This window comes from Mycobacterium sp. (genome assembly GCF_032159765.1).
Classification (GTDB): Bacteria; Actinomycetota; Actinomycetes; order Mycobacteriales; family Mycobacteriaceae; genus Mycobacterium.
The window spans coordinates 43,808-59,182 of the sequence record NZ_JAVHWM010000108.1 but is presented as its reverse complement, the minus strand read 5'-3'; the positions used below and the strand labels follow the sequence as shown (position 1 = coordinate 59,182).

At 65.7% G+C, this 15,375-nt stretch carries 14 protein-coding genes; 9 read left to right on the top strand and 5 right to left on the bottom strand.

The window, feature by feature from the left end; genetic code table 11:
* The 4 genes from QOH60_RS12455 to QOH60_RS12440 form a co-directional block, all read right to left on the bottom strand.
* Positions 1-548 (bottom strand): carbohydrate ABC transporter permease (locus QOH60_RS12455; RefSeq protein ID WP_526420665.1); only part of this gene is annotated, 548 nt, incomplete at its 3' end.
* A gap of 29 nt (positions 549-577) precedes the next feature.
* A complete protein-coding gene (locus tag QOH60_RS12450; protein ID WP_526420663.1) occupies positions 578-1,552 on the bottom strand; it encodes a carbohydrate ABC transporter permease in 975 nt (324 codons plus the stop codon).
* Positions 1,552-2,907 (bottom strand): ABC transporter substrate-binding protein, encoded by a 1,356-nt coding sequence (locus QOH60_RS12445; RefSeq protein WP_526420661.1) that lies wholly within the window; start codon positions 2,905-2,907, stop codon positions 1,552-1,554. Before QOH60_RS12445 ends, QOH60_RS12450 begins: the two co-directional genes overlap by 1 nt.
* Positions 2,908-2,914: 7 nt before the next feature.
* Positions 2,915-3,946 carry a sugar-binding transcriptional regulator gene (locus QOH60_RS12440; protein WP_526420669.1) on the bottom strand — a complete coding sequence of 344 codons (1,032 nt, stop codon included), beginning with the start codon at positions 3,944-3,946 and terminating at the stop codon, positions 2,915-2,917.
* Positions 3,947-4,099: 153 nt separating this feature from the next.
* Here QOH60_RS12440 and QOH60_RS12435 point away from each other — a divergent pair, with 153 nt between their 5' ends.
* The 5 genes from QOH60_RS12435 to QOH60_RS12415 are packed head-to-tail and all read left to right on the top strand — an operon-like array spanning position 4,100 to position 9,156.
* Positions 4,100-5,104, top strand: a complete 1,005-nt coding sequence (locus tag QOH60_RS12435; RefSeq protein WP_526420667.1) for an NAD(P)-dependent alcohol dehydrogenase — start codon at positions 4,100-4,102, stop codon at positions 5,102-5,104.
* Positions 5,101-6,573, top strand: a complete 1,473-nt coding sequence (locus QOH60_RS12430) for a mannitol dehydrogenase family protein (RefSeq protein WP_526420659.1) — start codon at positions 5,101-5,103, stop codon at positions 6,571-6,573. Before QOH60_RS12435 ends, QOH60_RS12430 begins: the two co-directional genes overlap by 4 nt.
* The gene (gene xylB / locus QOH60_RS12425; protein ID WP_526420657.1) at positions 6,570-8,021 is read left to right on the top strand and encodes a xylulokinase; all 1,452 of its coding nucleotides are present in this window, start codon (positions 6,570-6,572) and stop codon (positions 8,019-8,021) included. The genes QOH60_RS12430 and xylB overlap by 4 nt, the downstream gene beginning before the upstream one ends.
* The gene (locus QOH60_RS12420) at positions 8,018-8,974 is read left to right on the top strand and encodes a carbohydrate kinase family protein (protein ID WP_526420655.1); all 957 of its coding nucleotides are present in this window, start codon (positions 8,018-8,020) and stop codon (positions 8,972-8,974) included. The genes xylB and QOH60_RS12420 overlap by 4 nt, the downstream gene beginning before the upstream one ends.
* A 50-nt stretch (positions 8,975-9,024) precedes the next feature.
* A complete protein-coding gene (locus QOH60_RS12415) occupies positions 9,025-9,156 on the top strand; it encodes a hypothetical protein (protein ID WP_526420653.1) in 132 nt (43 codons plus the stop codon).
* Here QOH60_RS12415 and QOH60_RS12410 read toward each other — a convergent pair.
* Positions 9,153-10,187 carry an amidohydrolase family protein gene (locus tag QOH60_RS12410; protein ID WP_526420651.1) on the bottom strand — a complete coding sequence of 345 codons (1,035 nt, stop codon included), beginning with the start codon at positions 10,185-10,187 and terminating at the stop codon, positions 9,153-9,155. The two genes, QOH60_RS12415 and QOH60_RS12410, sit on opposite strands and share 4 nt — an antisense overlap.
* Before the next feature lie 77 nt (positions 10,188-10,264).
* On the opposite strand from QOH60_RS12410, the gene QOH60_RS12405 reads away from it, so the two are divergent.
* The 4 genes from QOH60_RS12405 to cysN all read left to right on the top strand — a co-directional run bounded on the left by QOH60_RS12405 (position 10,265) and on the right by cysN (position 15,340).
* Positions 10,265-11,653, top strand: coding sequence for a sulfatase family protein (locus QOH60_RS12405; protein ID WP_526420649.1), 1,389 nt, complete (start codon positions 10,265-10,267; stop codon positions 11,651-11,653).
* Between the two features lie 65 nt (positions 11,654-11,718).
* On the top strand, positions 11,719-12,519 hold the full coding sequence (gene stf0 / locus QOH60_RS12400) for a trehalose 2-sulfotransferase (RefSeq protein ID WP_526420647.1): 801 nt from the start codon (positions 11,719-11,721) through the stop codon (positions 12,517-12,519).
* Positions 12,516-13,439, top strand: a complete 924-nt coding sequence (gene cysD / locus QOH60_RS12395; protein WP_526420645.1) for a sulfate adenylyltransferase subunit CysD — start codon at positions 12,516-12,518, stop codon at positions 13,437-13,439. Before stf0 ends, cysD begins: the two co-directional genes overlap by 4 nt.
* Entirely contained in the window at positions 13,439-15,340 is a 1,902-nt protein-coding gene (gene cysN, locus QOH60_RS12390) for a sulfate adenylyltransferase subunit CysN (RefSeq protein ID WP_526420643.1), read from the top strand. Before cysD ends, cysN begins: the two co-directional genes overlap by 1 nt.
* Positions 15,341-15,375: the final 35 nt, after the last annotated feature.

Genomic DNA, 15,375 nt, shown 5'->3' with positions numbered 1-15,375 from the left:
AGTTCCCCGGGCACCTCCAGGAAGAACGACCGCATCATCCACACCGCGATCGGCAGGTTCATCGAGGTGTAGAGGATGATCAGCGCCCAGATGTTGTCCAGCAGGCCGATGTTGGACACGATCACGTACAGCGGCAGGATCGCCGCGACGATGGGCAGCATCTTGGTGCTCATGAAGAAGAACAGCGCGTCAGATGTCTTGCGGACGGGCCGCAACGACAACGCGAACGCAGCGGGCACGCCGAGCAGCAGCACCAGGATGGTCGAGATGGCGGTGGCGAAGATGGAGTTCAGCATCGCCGGGCCGATGCCCTGTTCGAACACCGCTTTGAACTGATCCAGGGTCGGGGTGAAGATTAGCTTCGGCGGGCTTGTCGCAGCGTCATTCTCCTGCTTGAAGGCTGTCAGCACCATCCAGAACACTGGAAAGAAGAACCCGAGCCCGACGATCCAGGCCACTGCACCCCATGCGTCGAACTTGCGAGACTTCTTCTTCCTTGCCGCGGCCGGAACAGTTGTGGCCGAAGCACTTTCCACGGTCGTAGTCATATCGTTGCTCTTCGCGCGAGCGCTCATCGTTAAGCCGCCTCTTCCTTGCCGGAGAATGATTTGAAGATCAACCGAAGCGCGAAGCTGGCGATGACCATCGTGAAGATAACCACCACGACACCCATCGCCGCCGCCTGTCCCATGTCGAACCCCAGGAACGCACGCTGGTAGATGTAGAACGGCAGATTCGAGCTGGCAATCCCGGGCCCGCCCTGCGTCATCATGAAGATCGCGTCGAACGTGTTGACCAGATAGATGGCGCCGAGCACGACGCCCAGTTCGATGAACCGCCGAAGGTGCGGCAGCGTCAACTCGCGGAACAGCTGGAACGAGCCCGCACCGTCAACGCGGCCGGCCTCCAACTGATCTCGGGGCATCGACTGTAGGCCAGCGAGGATCAGCAGCATCATGAACGGGGTCCACTGCCAGATCAATTCGACCATCACCATCGGCAGCGGGAACTGGCCGATCCAGTCCACCTTGCCGATACCGACCAGCGACAGCGCCCAGTTGAGAATGCCGTTGGTGGCATCGAGGATCGTCGTCTTCCAGATCAATGCCGCCGCAACGGGTGTCACCAGGAACGGGGTGATCAGCAGCGTGCGCACCACGCCCCGGCCCACGAAGGCGCGATCAAGTAGCAGCGCGAGCAGCAACCCGAGGAACGCCGAGATCAACACCACCCCGACGATCAGGATGACGGTGTTCAGCCCCACTGACCAGAACTGACTGTCCTTGGCCACCGCGATGTAGTTGTTCAGCCCCACGAAATGCCGCGAGCCCGGCCGCACCAGGTTCCACGACAACGTCGAGTAGTACAGCGTGAATAGGAACGGGATCTGGGTGACCACGATCATGAAGATCAACGCAGGCAACAGCGGACCACGCCTGCGCCACCCCTCGGCTCGACTCACTCCGGCGCCCTGGGCCGCGCGGATCTTGCGAACCCGTTCGGCGACAGCACTTTGGCTGGCGTCAGCCTCGGTTTCCACGGTAACTGTCATCACTTCTCCTGATAGGTTCGGCCGACGACCTGGGCGTACTCCTGTGCTTGGGCAAGCGCGTCGTCCACGGACTTCTGTCCGGCGATCGCCGCGCTGATCTGCTGACTCACCCGCGTCCCGAGATCCTGGAATTCCGGGATCCCGACAAACTGCACGCCGGTGTACGGAACCGGTTGCACCGTAGGCTTGTTCGGGGTCGCATTGTTGATCGATTGCAGAGTCAGCGGACCGTAGGACTTCGAGATCGCCTGGTAATCCGGCAGTTGGGTGTAGGTCGACGTCCGGCTGCCAGGTGGCACCCGGGCCCAGCCGAGCTTGTTTCCGACCAGCTTCATATAGTCCCTGTTGGTCATCCACTCGATGAACTTCCAGGCGCCGTCAGGATTCTTGGCGCCCTTGGGAATTCCCAGCGACCAGGTGTAGAGCCAACCCACGTCGCGCTTCTCGACGATGGGAGCGGGCAGATAACCGATCTTGCCGACCAGTTCCGGGTGCGTCTTGGGATCCTCCAGCACCGAAACCGCCGACGTCGCGTCATACCACATCGCGGTCTGCCCCTGACCGAATAGGTTCACGCACTCCTGGAATCCCGCCGAGGATGCGCCTAACTCACCGGAACGCTTGATCAGATCGACGTAGAAGTTGACGGCCTTCTTCACCTCAGGACTGTTGAGTTGGGCGTTCCAGCTCTCGTCGAACCAGCGCCCGCCGAAGGTGTTGATGACGGTGTCCAGCGGGGCCAAGACTTCGCCCCAGCCCGGCTTGCCGCGCAGGCAGATGCCGGCCCTGTCCTCAGTCTTGAGCTTGTCCGCCCACTGCGCGACCTCCTGCCAGGTCGGCTGATAGGCCGGGTCCGGGTTGACCTTGATACCGGCCTCTTCGAAGAGATCCTTGCGATACATCAAGAACGACGACTCGCCATAGAACGGAACCGAGTACATATTGCCCTCATACGACAGCGACTCCCGCAGCGACGGAATGAAGTCCTCCGCGTCATAGCCCGGTGCGTTCATATACTCCGAAAGATTCAGTAACCAGCCATTTTTGGCCCACTCCGGCGTTTCGAAATTACTGATCATCACCACGTCGAACTCACTGCCGCCCATCGCCGTCGACATCGTGATCTTCGCGCGGGCCTGGTTCTCCGACAGCGAGATGAAGCGCAGCTTCACGCCGGGGTTCTGCTTCTCGAACTCGCCGGAGAGCTTGATCGCATCCTTCATCTGCGAGTTGGACACCATCGCGATGGTCACCGTGTTCCCCGAGGAGCCGAACGACCCAGCGCCGGCGCACCCCGTCAGCGTCAGGCAAGCGACTGCCAGCAAGGCGATCGCAGCACGGATTTTCCGTATCATGCCATCCTCATTTCCCAATTTGTTCAGCTAAAAGCCAACGCGCACAGGCGACATCGCATACGAGAAATCGCGCGAAGCCACCTCGCAGCGCGCCGAGCGCGGCCTGGTACTTCGCCGCGCCCCCGGTGATGAGCACGGTCGACGCGCAACGCCGGACGTCTTCGAGGGGCACCGACACTGTGCGATGGGGTAACTCGGTCTCCACGATCTCGCCGTTCTCGGTGAAGAACCGTCCGCCGATCTCGCCGACCGCTCCATGAGCCGTGACGGCCTTCAGCACGTCGGTATCGAGGAAACTGCCCTCGAACAGCGTCGTGGACGTGGTTACCGCACCGACCCCGAACATCATCATGTCGGCGGTCCGGCCCGCTTCGAGCGCACGGGAGATGAACGAGTCTCTCTTCAGGGAAGCCACCGTCTCGATGTCCGCATACAGCGGGGCCGGCAGACGAATCATCTTGGCCTGCAACTGTTCAGCGCATCGCCCGAGGACATACTCGGCACCCGTCTGGTAGCTGACCGTGCTCATCGCGCCGTCCAGTTGGACGATCGCCTGGCAGGTTGTCACCCCGGGGGGCAACGCTGCAGCAACCGCTACGACCTCGGGGCCCCACGTAAAGCCCAGCGTCTCCTTCGCCCCGAGGCGCCGCACCACTAGCCGGGCGGCGGCTCGCCCTATCGGCGCCCAGCTAGCTGAATTGTCAAGAGCGCCTTTGCTATCGATGCTCCCGCCGACTACGACGGCCTCGGTGAGGCCGAAGATGTGCTCAAGCTCTTGCTCCTCATCGGCGTGCAGGTCGTCTTGCTGGTCGGGCGGCACCACGACCTCGATGCGGACGAGACCGTTGGCCTTCGCCCGCGCCACCAGGCGACCCGCCGTCGGGCGCGACACGCCCAGGCGCTCCGCGACCTCCGCCTGCGTCAGTCCGTCCAGGTAGTACAACGTGGCCGCGCGCAGGGCCAGGCGCAGATCTTCCGGTGGATTCGCGACAGGCGGCGCCGATGACGGGACCGGCTCCACAGCTCCAGTGGGAGGCATCGCGTCCTCGTCCACCGCTGTGCCGGCCACGTCGCCTCCCGTCTTTCGCCCCGTGAGCAAATGCTCATGGGTGCGATGAGATGCTCATCACGCTAACATGCAACTGTGACGCAGACAACATTGCCCTTGAAGGACGCTGGTAAACCCGCGGAAATGAGAACGGCGGTGCTGATCGAACCGGGACGAGTCGAGCTCGAAAAGCGCCCGGTCCCGGCTCCCGCTCCGGGCGACGTTCTGGTCAAGGTCAGCGCTGTCGGCGTCTGCGGCTCCGACACTCACTACTACCGCGAAGGCCGGATCGGCGAGTTCGTCGTCGAATCGCCGCTCATTCTGGGTCATGAGGCGGCGGGCACGGTCGTAGCCGTAGGGACGGGCGTGCGCGACGACCTGGTCGGGCAGCGAGTGTCGATCGAGCCGCAACGTCCGGACCCCGACAGCGACGAAACCCGGCGCGGGCACTACAACCTGTGTCCGCAGATGGAGTTCTACGGGACGCCGCCGATCGACGGCGCCCTGTGTGAATACGTGACCATCGGCGCTGCGTTTGCGCATCCCATCCCTGACTCGATGTCGGATGCCGCCGCCGCGATGTGCGAGCCGCTGTCGGTGGGCATCGCCGCGCTCACCAAGGCGGGAGTGTCCGGCGGTTCGCGTGTGCTGATTGCAGGTGCAGGACCGATCGGGATCATGGCGGCGCAGGTCGCACGGGCGTTCGGCGCGACCGACGTCGTCGTCACCGATCTCGACCCGAGCCGTCGCGAGCTCGCAGCGCGGTTCGGCGCCACAGCCACGTTGGATCCGCGTGTCGACGACGTGTCCGGTCTCGGTGTGGATGCGTTCGTCGACGCGTCGGGCGCCGCCGCTGCCGTGCGCACCGGCATCTCCGCCGTCCGGCCCGCGGGCAGGATCGTGTTGGTCGGGATGGGCGCCGCGACGATGGAGCTACCGGTGCAACTCATCCAGAACCGTGAGCTGGTCCTCACGGGCGTGTTCCGGTATGCCAACACCTGGCCGACCGCGATCGAACTGGTGCGCTCCGGACGGGTAGACCTCGACGCGATGGTCACGGCACGGTATCCGTTGGAGAAGACCGCCGAGGCGCTCGAGTCCGACAGAGTCCCCGGGAGCATCAAGTCGATAGTCGAGGTGCAGCAGTGAAGCTGAACGAGAAGGCACTGCCCGAACTGAAGATCTCAGTGCCGCAGTACGACCGCAGCCAAGTCAATGTCGGCATTGCGCATTTCGGCGTCGGCGGCTTCCACCGCGCCCATCAAGCCATGTATGTCGATCGGCTGCTGAACGAGGGACTCGCCAACGACTGGGGAATCTGCGGCGTCGGGGTGCTGCCCGGCGACAAGCGGATGCGGGACGCGCTTATGGGCCAGGACGGGCTGTACACGTTGATCATCGAGCACCCGGACGGCACCCGAGAGCCGCACGTGATCGGCTCGATCGTCGACTTCCGTTATGCGCCCGACGATCCCGAAGCCGTCATCAAGCTACTCGCGGATCCCAGCATCCGGATCATCTCCCTCACCGTCACTGAAGGCGGGTACAACATTCGCGACGACGATGGCGAATTCGATACCGAAAACCCCGGTGTACGGCACGATCTCGAGGCCCGCGAGGCGCCGGTGACCGTCTTCGGGCTCGTCACCGCCGCGATGGCCCGTCGCCGAGACCGCGACGTGCCGGCCCCGACGATCGTGTCGTGCGACAACATCGTGGAGAACGGTAACGTCGCGCGCCGCGCCTTCATCTCCTACGCCGAGTTGTCCGATCCCCTACTGGCGCAATGGATGCGCGACCACATTCGCTTTCCGAACTCCATGGTTGACCGGATCACCCCGGTCACCACACCCGACATCCCGGAGCAGCTGGAAAAGGACTTCGGCGTCACCGACGCATGGCCGGTGGCCACCGAGCCGTTCACATCGTGGGTCCTCGAAGACGACTTCGCCGATGCCCGGCCACCTTTCGAGAAGGCCGGGGTGCAGCTGGTCGACGATGTCGCGCCCTACGAGATGATGAAGCTGCGTCTGCTCAACGCGAGCCATCAGAGCCTCTGCTATTTCGCCTACCTTGCCGGGTACCGCCTCGTGCACGATGCTGCTCAAGACCCCGTGATCGCCGAATTCCTGCGCCGCTATATGAATTCCGAGGCGACGCCGACGCTTGAGCCCGTGCCAGGCATCGACCTCGTCGAATACAAGCACACACTGCTGGAGCGGTTCGCCAACGCCTACGTCCGTGACACCGTCGCCCGGCTGTGCGCCGAGTCGTCCGACCGGATCCCGAAGTGGCTCTTGCCGGTGGTGCGTGACAACCTCAGCTCCGGGCGCTCGGTGCGGCTGGCCGCGGCGACCGTCGCGAGCTGGGCGCGCTACGCCGAGGGCGTCGACGAGGACGGCGAGCCGATCGAGGTGGTCGACCGGCTCGCCGAGTCACTGGTACCGCTGGCCCGCTCGCAGCGCGACGACCCGGAGGCGTTCATCGCCAACCGCGCGGTGTTCGGCGATCTCGTCGACGAGCCGCGCTTCGTCGAACCATACCTGTGGGCACTCGATTCTCTGCACCGCAACGGTTCTCGGGCAACGCTGGAGGCCTTGCTGAAGGAGTCGGAATGAACGCGCGGACGCTAGGAGCAGGACAGGACGTGCGGACGCGAGGAGCAGGACAGGACCTCGTCGCCGGCGTCGACTCGTCGACGCAGTCGTGCAAGGTGCTGATCTGCGACGCAGACACCGGCGAGGTGATCAGAGAAGGTCGTTGCGCTCATCCTGACGGCACCGAGGTCGACCCTGCGGCGTGGGAATCCGCGTTGCAGAAGGCAATTGGGGCGGCCGGCGGGCTCGACGACGTCGTCGCGGTGTCGGTCGGCGGCCAGCAGCACGGGATGGTGTGCCTGGACGCCGAGGGCCGCTCCGTGCGGCCCGCGCTGTTGTGGAACGACGTGAGGTCGGCCGAGGCCGCGGTGGAGCTGATAGACGAACTCGGTGGCCCGGGGGCGTGGGCCGAGGCCGTCGGGGTCGTCCCGCTGGCGGCGATCACCGTGGCCAAACTCCGCTGGCTCGCCGACCACGAACCCGGCAATGCCGACCGCACGGCCGCGGTGTGCCTGCCGCACGACTGGCTCACCTGGCAGCTCGGTGGCGGCTCCGACATCAGCACGCTCACCACCGACCGCAGCGACGCGAGCGGCACCGGCTACTACGACGCCGCGACAGGTGACTACCGCACCGACTTGGTCGAGCTCGCGATGCACGGCCGACGGCCCGCCCTCCCCAACGTGCTCGCCGCAGGCGCGGCGACGATGTCAGCCGACGGCCGGACGCTTGGCGCCGGATTAGGCGACAATGCCGCTGCCGCACTGGGTTTGGCGGCCGATGAAGGTGACATCGTCGTATCGATCGGCACGTCGGGAGTGGTGTCAGCGGTCTCGCCGCGACCCGTGCGCGACGACACCGGCTTCGTCGCCGGGTTCGCCGACGGAACCGGGCGATACCTCCCACTGGTGTGCACGCTGAACGCCGCGCGGGTGCTCGACGCCGCCGCGACCATGCTCGGCGTCGACCACGACGACCTGAGCCGCCTCGCGCTGTCCGCACCACCGGGCAGCGAGGGGCTGGTGCTGGTGCCCTACCTGGAAGGTGAGCGAACCCCGAACCGGCCCAATGCAACTGGCGCATTGCACGGGCTGAGGGTACCCAACGCAACGCCCGCCAACCTCGCGCGGGCGGCAGTTGAAGGGATGTTGTGCGCTCTCGCCGACGGCATCTCGCACTTGACGTCGCACGGCATCGCGATGCGCCGCGTGCTGATGATCGGAGGGGGTGCCCGCTCGCGCGCCGTGCGTGAGATCGCGCCCGCGGTGTTCGGCGTTCCCGTGCTGGTGCCGAGCCCCGCCGAGTACGTCGCCGTCGGCGCCGCGCGGCAGGCGGCGTGGGCGTCGAGCGGATCGCCACACCCACCACACTGGAAGCCGCCTCCGACCGAGCAGTTCACCGCCGACGCCACGCCGGAGGTGCGCGAACATTACGCGGCGGTGCGTGACCTGACGGAGGGAAACCGATGAGCGACAACGCATTAGTGGTCGGGGAAGCGCTGATCGACGTCGTGATGCGCGACGGTCGCACACTGGGCGAGCACGTCGGCGGCAGCCCGCTCAACGTCGCCGTCGGGCTCGCCCGGCTGGACCGGTCCGTGGACTTCCTGACATGGATCGGCGATGACGAGCGCGGCCGGCGGATCTCTGAGCACCTGCGCGCATCAGGGGCGCGGCTCGCAGACGGCAGCGTCGAGGCGGCCCGAACCGCGACAGCGCTCGCGACTCTCGATGAATCCGGCTCAGCCACATACATGTTCGATATCGAGTGGCGACTCTCGGAACGCGCCTTCGCGGTCACGCGCGAGCCCTGCGTCGTCCACACCGGTTCAATCGCATCAGTGCTGGAGCCCGGATGCGCGACCGTCGCCGCAATCGTCGACGCGTATTCGCCGATCTCGACCATCACTTACGACCCGAACATCCGGCCACCGCTGATCGACGATCCCAACGCGGCCCGCGCCCGGGTCGAGGCGATGGTCGCGCGGGCCGACGTCGTGAAGGCCAGCGACGAAGACCTACGGTGGCTCGAACCCGGGACGCCCCCAGAGCAGATCGCCGAGCAGTGGCTGGCCATGGGTCCCGCTATCGTCGCGGTCACGCGCGGCGCCGACGGAGCGTTCGCCGTGTGCGCGGCGGGCGAGCAGCGCATCCCCGCCCGTCGTGTGGAGGTGGTCGACACGGTTGGGGCGGGCGACGCATTCATGGCCGGTCTGATCGACGCGCTCTGGGACGGAGACCTGCTCGGCGGGAACCGGCGCGACGACCTCTACGGGATCAGCTACGACACGCTGGGCGACGTCCTGGGCCTGGCGGCGCTCTCGTCGGCGCTCACGGTTGCGCGTCCCGGCGCCGACCTCCCCGACCGTGCCACCCGCGATGCGGCGCTTCAGGTTGCGCCCAAACGGAAGCCAGTGCTGTAGATCCGGCGAAATCACGACGTGGAATTCCATTTCGCGGGCAAACGCCGACGGTGGGGCTGAACTACAAGACGACGATTCCAGACGACGCGCTCTCCATGCTGCCGACGCGGTCGCTCGCGTTCGCGGTACCGCCCGAATACGTGCTGCGCGCGGCGGGTGTTCCCGCGCCGCGGCCGAGCTAGAAGCGATAGACCCGCCGCGCGTTGTCCCTCAGCATCCGGTCCTCGTCGAAGCGGTCGCCGAGGATATCCCGCAACGCCCAAATGGTGTCCGATATAGAGACATTGGGCTTGTCCATCGGAAAGTTCGAGGACCAGAACGTGCGGTCCGGCCCGAACGCACGATCCAGGTGCGTGACAAGCGGCGAAATCGCATCGCGAAATTGTTCGCGCGGTAACGGTCCGAGGCCCAGCACAGGCATACCCAGCCCGCTGTGTTTGGCGACGACGTTGGGCAACTCGGCCAGCTCGGAGATGTCGTCACGCCAGCGATCAAGGATGTCCTTGCGCTCGGCGGCCGTGGCGCCCGTGTGCCTGCCGACCGGAGCGAGCGCACCGACCGGCGTCGCGTAGTGGTCGAGAACCAAAGCGGTGTCAGGGTATTCGCGTGCCAGCGTGACCGCACTCGCAAGATCGTGGCCGTAGCACCACATCTCAAAGCTCAGTCCGCGCGTCGCTACGGCCTCGAATCCGCGCAGGAACGCCGGCTCGGCCAGCAAGCTGGGCCGCTTGTCGAAATCCATGACTTTCGGATCGGGGCTGTTGGCGGCCACGCACCGCACTCCCGTAACGAGCGGGCTCGCGGCCAGGTGCGCGTCCAAGACAGCGGCCACGTCTGGTTCGGACGGATCGGCATGCGCGATGATCGCACCGAGCCTCGGGGCACCGTCCTGGCCGAACGGCAACGCGCTTACCCACCGGGTTTCGGCCACGCTGCCGCTGGGTTGCTTCGTCTGCCATCCGGCCTCGATGTGCACGATGGTGTCGACCTGCGCAGAGGCACTGTCAGCGGCATAGTCGGGGGGTAGGTACCTGTTGAGCAGGTATCGCGGATCACCAGCGAAGTCCCTCGCGGCGCGTGGGAAAAGCCTCATCAGGAGTGGACGCGTGACCGGCACGCGCTTTATCAGCTTCGCGGGCCCGGAAACGACCCGCGGCGTCGTGAACGGATCCCACTGATGGATATGCGCGTCGACGATTCCGGTCTCTGCCACCATGTCAGTCTGATAGCGGAGCCTCGACCGATCCCAGGGATCGAAAGAATTGGTCTGGGCCTGGCAAAGGATGCAAGGTGGGAAACGTGACGCGCCATGACAACGTGCTCCTGGTGCACTGGCACGACCTCGGGCGCTGCCTGGGCGCTTACGGCCACGCCGACATATCGAGTCCACGGCTCGACGAGCTCGCTGAGCAAGGCATTCTGTTCACCCGTGCACACGCCACGGCTCCGCTGTGCTCGCCATCGCGCGGGTCTCTGTTCAGCGGCCGCTACCCGCACAGCAACGGGCTGGTGGGTCTGGCCCACCACGGCTGGGAGTACTACTCAGACGTACGGACACTGCCCCAGATGTTATCTGAGAACGGCTGGTATACAGCACTTTTCGGAATGCAACACGAGACGTCGCATCCACCGCGGCTGGGCTTCGACGAATTCGACGTGTCCAACTCCTACTGTTCGCATGTCGTCACCGAATCCCAGCAGTGGCTGCGGACGCATCGCGACTTCGACAAGCCGTTCCTGCTGACAGCCGGGTTCTTCGAGACACACCGGCCCTACCCGCCCGAGCGATATCCGCCCGAGGATCCCGACTCCGTCGAGGTGCCCGGCTACCTGCCGGACGCCGCGCCAGTACGCGATGACCTGGCCGCATTCCACGGATCGATCACGGTCGCCGACGCCGCGGTAGGCGACCTCCTTGACACCCTCAGTGAGACCGGCCTGGACGCCACCACCTGGGTGGTGTTCTTCACCGATCACGGGCCCGCATTCCCCCGCGCGAAGTCGACCCTCTACGACGCGGGCACGGGGATCGCGCTGATCGTCCGACCGCCCGCGGGCCGGCACATCGCGCCGCGGGCATACGACGAATTATTCAGCGGCGTCGACCTGGTGCCGACGCTGCTGGACCTTCTCGGGATCGACGTGCCCGCGGATGTCGAGGGGATGTCGCACGCCGACGTCCTGCGCGGCGCTGCGGCTGACGAGGCGCCGGTCCGCGAGCACGTCTACACGGAGAAGAACTACCACGATTCGTTCGATCCGATTCGTGCCATCCGTACCAAGGAATACAGCTACATCGAAAACTACGCTCAGCGGCCACTTCTCGATCTGCCGCTGGACATCGCAGAGAGCCCGTCGGGTGAGGTGGTCGCCGAGAGCGTCCACGGCCAGCGGCCCGACCGCGAGCTGTACGACCTTGTGAACGATCCGGGCGAGGCTCACAACCTGCTCGCCGACGACGCGGACGGCAATGCAGAGAAGATCGCCAAGGAGCTCGCACTGACGCTGCACGACTGGCGGCTCAAGACCAACGACGTCATCCCGTCGGAGTTCGTCGGGACGCGAATCTCGGAGCGCTACACCGAGACGTACATCGCGATCCACGGGCCCAGGCTCGCGTCGCGGTCGGCGATCGCCGCAGGGCGCGGGATCGACGAGAACGTCCAGACGCCGCAATAGTTATCCTCAGCGTGAGTCGAAATCCCAGGCACACATAGCCTTTCCAGCACGGCTACGCTGCAGAGATGCCGGGTCGCAAGTCGTACGTCGTCTTGGCGTCGCAGCGCAGCGGCAGCACGCTGCTTGTCGAGTCGTTGCGCGCGACGGGCGTGGCGGGCGAACCACAGGAGTTCTTTCAGTACCTGCCGTCGACCAGCCAGGCGCCGCAACCGCGCCAGTGGTTCGCGGGTGTGACGGACGAATCGATCCTGCGACTGCTCGATCCATACGACGAAGGCAAGCCGGACCTCGCACCTGCCGAAATCTGGCGCGACTACATCCGGACCGTTGGCCGGACGCCGAACGGCGTGTGGGGCGGCAAGCTGATGTGGAACCAGACGCCGCTGCTGATGGCTCGCGCAAAAGATCTGCCTGACCGTTCGGGCGACGGTCTGCTCGCCGCGATCCGCGATGTGATCGGCGAGGAGCCCGTGCTGGTGCACGTCTATCGCCCGGATGTGGTGTCGCAGGCGGTGTCGTTTTGGCGTGCCGTTCAAACCCGCGTGTGGCGCGGGCGGCCGGACCCCATGCGTGACTCGCGCGCCGAATACCATGCCGACGCGATCGCACACGTCGTCACGATGCTGCGTGAACAGGAAAAGGGTTGGCGCACATGGTTCGACGAGGAAGGTGTCGAGCCGATCGACGTCCCGTATCCGGTGCTGTGGCGCAATCTCACGCAGATCGTCGCGACGATCCTCGAGCAGCTTGGCCTCGATCCGGCTCTCGCGCCCAAGCCGGTATTGGAGCGCCAAGCGGATCAGCGCTCTGATGAGTGGGTGGATCGCTATCGGGCGGAAGCAGAGCGAGAAGGACTACCGACATGACGGCGACCGAGGCACGCGAGGAGAGACGGGTTGACGAGCTCCGGCTGCTCGAGGCCGAGTCCGTGCACATCATCCGCGAGGTCGTCGCCGAGCTCGAGCGGCCGGTACTGCTGTTCTCGGCGGGCAAGGACTCGATCGTGTTGTTGCGGTTGGCGGAGAAGGCTTTTCGCCCCGCCGCGCTGCCGTTCCCGGTCATGCACGTCGACACTGGCCACAACTTCGACGAGGTCATCGAGTTCCGGGACCGCAGGGTCACAGGGCAGGGCCACGAGCTGATCGTCGCGTCGGTGCAGGAATCGATCGACACCGGGCGAGTAGCCGACCCGGGCCCGGGCGCGTCGCGCAACCGCCAGCAGACCCGGACACTGCTCGACGCGCTGGAAGCCGGCGGGTTCGACGCCGCGTTCGGTGGCGCGCGCCGCGACGAGGAGCGCGCCCGTGCCAAGGAACGCATCTTGAGCTTCCGTGACGAGTTCGGGCAATGGGATCCGCGTGCTCAGCGGCCCGAGCCGTGGTCGCTATACAACGGGCGTATCCGCAGAGGCGAACAGGTGCGGGTGTTTCCGCTGTCGAACTGGACCGAGCTGGATGTCTGGCGGTACATCGAGCTGGAAGGCCTTGAGCTGCCGTCGATTTACTTCGCGCACGAGCGAGAGGTCTTTGAGCGCGACGGAATTCTGCTCGCTGTGTCCGAATACGCATCGCCGGGCGACGACGAGTCGTCGTCCGTGCAGTGGGTTCGGTATCGCACCGTCGGCGACTTGACGATCACCGGCGCCGTGCGCTCGGAGGCCACCGACATCGAGCGCGTCATCGCCGAGATCTCGGCCGCGACGGTCTCCGAGCGCGGCGAGACCCGGGCCGACGACCGGACATCGGCGGCTGCAATGGAAGACCGCAAACGCGAAGGGTATTTCTGATGGCCGGGGCGAGCGAAGCGACGGGAAAAAACGGAGCCACGCGGCAGCTGCTGCGGATCACGACGGCCGGTTCGGTGGACGACGGCAAGAGCACGCTGATCGGGCGGCTGCTCCACGACACCGACAGCCTGCCACTGGATCACCTCGAGGCGGTAACCGACGAGGAGGGGGTCGCCGACCTCGCCGCGTTATCGGACGGGCTTCGCGCCGAGCGTGAGCAGGGCATCACGATCGACGTCGCGTACCGGTTCTTCTCGACCGAAACCCGCAGCTACATCCTCGCCGACACCCCCGGTCACGAGCGCTACACCCGCAACATGTTCACCGGCGCGTCGAACGCCCACGTAGCGATCCTTCTTGTGGACGCACGCGCGGGCGTGCTGCGCCAGACCCGCCGCCACGCGCGGATCGCCAAGCTGGTCGGAATCACCCACTTCGTGGCCACAGTCAACAAGATCGACCTTGTGGACTTCGACCAGCAGCGGTTCGCGGAAGTCGAAGACGAACTGCAGCAGATGACCGCTCGGCTCGGCGCCGCAGATATCACGGTGATCCCGATCGCTGCGAAGCACGGCGACAACGTGGTTCACCGTTCGGACCGGACGCCGTGGTACTCCGGTCCGACGCTGCTCGATTACTTGGAGAACGTGGAACTCGCCGCTCCCAACGCGGAGCCGCAGCGGCTGCGGTTGCCCGTACAGTGGGTGTCGCGGCCGACGTCCGAGCAACGGCGCCGGTACACGGGTCGGCTGTCAGGTGGCACGCTGTCTGTCGGGGATCCGGTGGTGTCGCTGCCCGCGGGTACTCGGTCGACGGTCACTGCCCTGGACGCCCTCGACGACGACCGGACGACAGCCGTTGCGCCGCTGTCGGTTTCAATCGAGCTGGCCGACGACATCGACGTCGGGCGTGGTGATGTGTTCGTCAGCGCCGACGACGACGCGGCGCTTCCGGTCCTCGCACGGGAACTCGACGCGACCGTCTGCTGGTTCGTGGACACGCCTCTGCGAGCCGGCGATCGCGTGGCGCTCAAGCAGGCCACGTCGACGGTACGGGCCACAGTGCAGGAACTCCAGACAAGGCTGGATCCCGAGACCCTCGGCGAGCTAGACCAGCCGGTTGAGTTGGGGCTCAACGACATTGGAACGGTGACGCTGAGAGCCAGCTCGGTCTTGGTGGCCGATCCGTACGAAGAAAACCGCGACAGTGGCGCGTTCATCCTCATCGACGAGACATCCAACGACACCGTCGGCGCGGGCATCATCCTCGAACCCCGCGAAGTGCAGCCGGGCACACATGAGCGTACCGACATCCGGTGGCATCCATCCTCGCTCGACCGCAATTACCGTTGGCAAAAGACCGGGCAGCCCGGCGCAACGATCTGGTTCACCGGACTGCCTGCTTCCGGCAAGTCGACCATCGCGGTTGCTGTTGAGCGCGCCCTGGTGGAATCGGGCCGTGTTGCCTACCTGCTGGATGGCGACAACCTCCGCCACGGACTATCCGACGATTTGGGCTTCTCGCCGGGAGACCGGGCCGAGAACATCCGTCGGGTGGGACATTTGACGCGGCTGCTGGCCGATGCCGGTGTGGTGGCACTCGCGTCCCTGGTGTCGCCGCTGAAGTCTGACCGGGAGATCGCCCGCGCGCTCAACGAGGCGGCCAAGCTGGCGTTCATCGAGGTATACGTCGCGACCTCGCTCGAAGAATGCGAGAAGCGCGACCCGAAGAAGTTGTACGCGCGGGCACGCAAAGGCGAGCTCAAGGGCCTGACAGGCATCGACGCGCCGTACGAGCCACCCGAGGACGCTGACCTGGTTGTCGACACCACCGGTGCGGACATCGACGAACTCGCGGCTCGAGTCATCGCGCTGCTGGACGACCGTAGCCCCCGCGGGTGACCGCGAGCTCATAGCCGTGTGGAATACAGTTTCGG

Coding starts and splice junctions, on each gene's coding strand:
- xylB (WP_526420657.1), top strand. CDS start 6,570: ATGAACGCGCGGACGCTAGGAGCAGGACAGGACGTGCGGACGCGAGGA.
- cysD (WP_526420645.1), top strand. CDS start 12,516: ATGACGGCGACCGAGGCACGCGAGGAGAGACGGGTTGACGAGCTCCGG.
- QOH60_RS12420 (WP_526420655.1), top strand. CDS start 8,018: ATGAGCGACAACGCATTAGTGGTCGGGGAAGCGCTGATCGACGTCGTG.
- QOH60_RS12450 (WP_526420663.1), bottom strand. CDS start 1,552: ATGACAGTTACCGTGGAAACCGAGGCTGACGCCAGCCAAAGTGCTGTC.
- stf0 (WP_526420647.1), top strand. CDS start 11,719: ATGCCGGGTCGCAAGTCGTACGTCGTCTTGGCGTCGCAGCGCAGCGGC.
- QOH60_RS12440 (WP_526420669.1), bottom strand. CDS start 3,946: ATGCCTCCCACTGGAGCTGTGGAGCCGGTCCCGTCATCGGCGCCGCCT.
- cysN (WP_526420643.1), top strand. CDS start 13,439: ATGGCCGGGGCGAGCGAAGCGACGGGAAAAAACGGAGCCACGCGGCAG.
- QOH60_RS12435 (WP_526420667.1), top strand. CDS start 4,100: ATGAGAACGGCGGTGCTGATCGAACCGGGACGAGTCGAGCTCGAAAAG.
- QOH60_RS12445 (WP_526420661.1), bottom strand. CDS start 2,907: ATGATACGGAAAATCCGTGCTGCGATCGCCTTGCTGGCAGTCGCTTGC.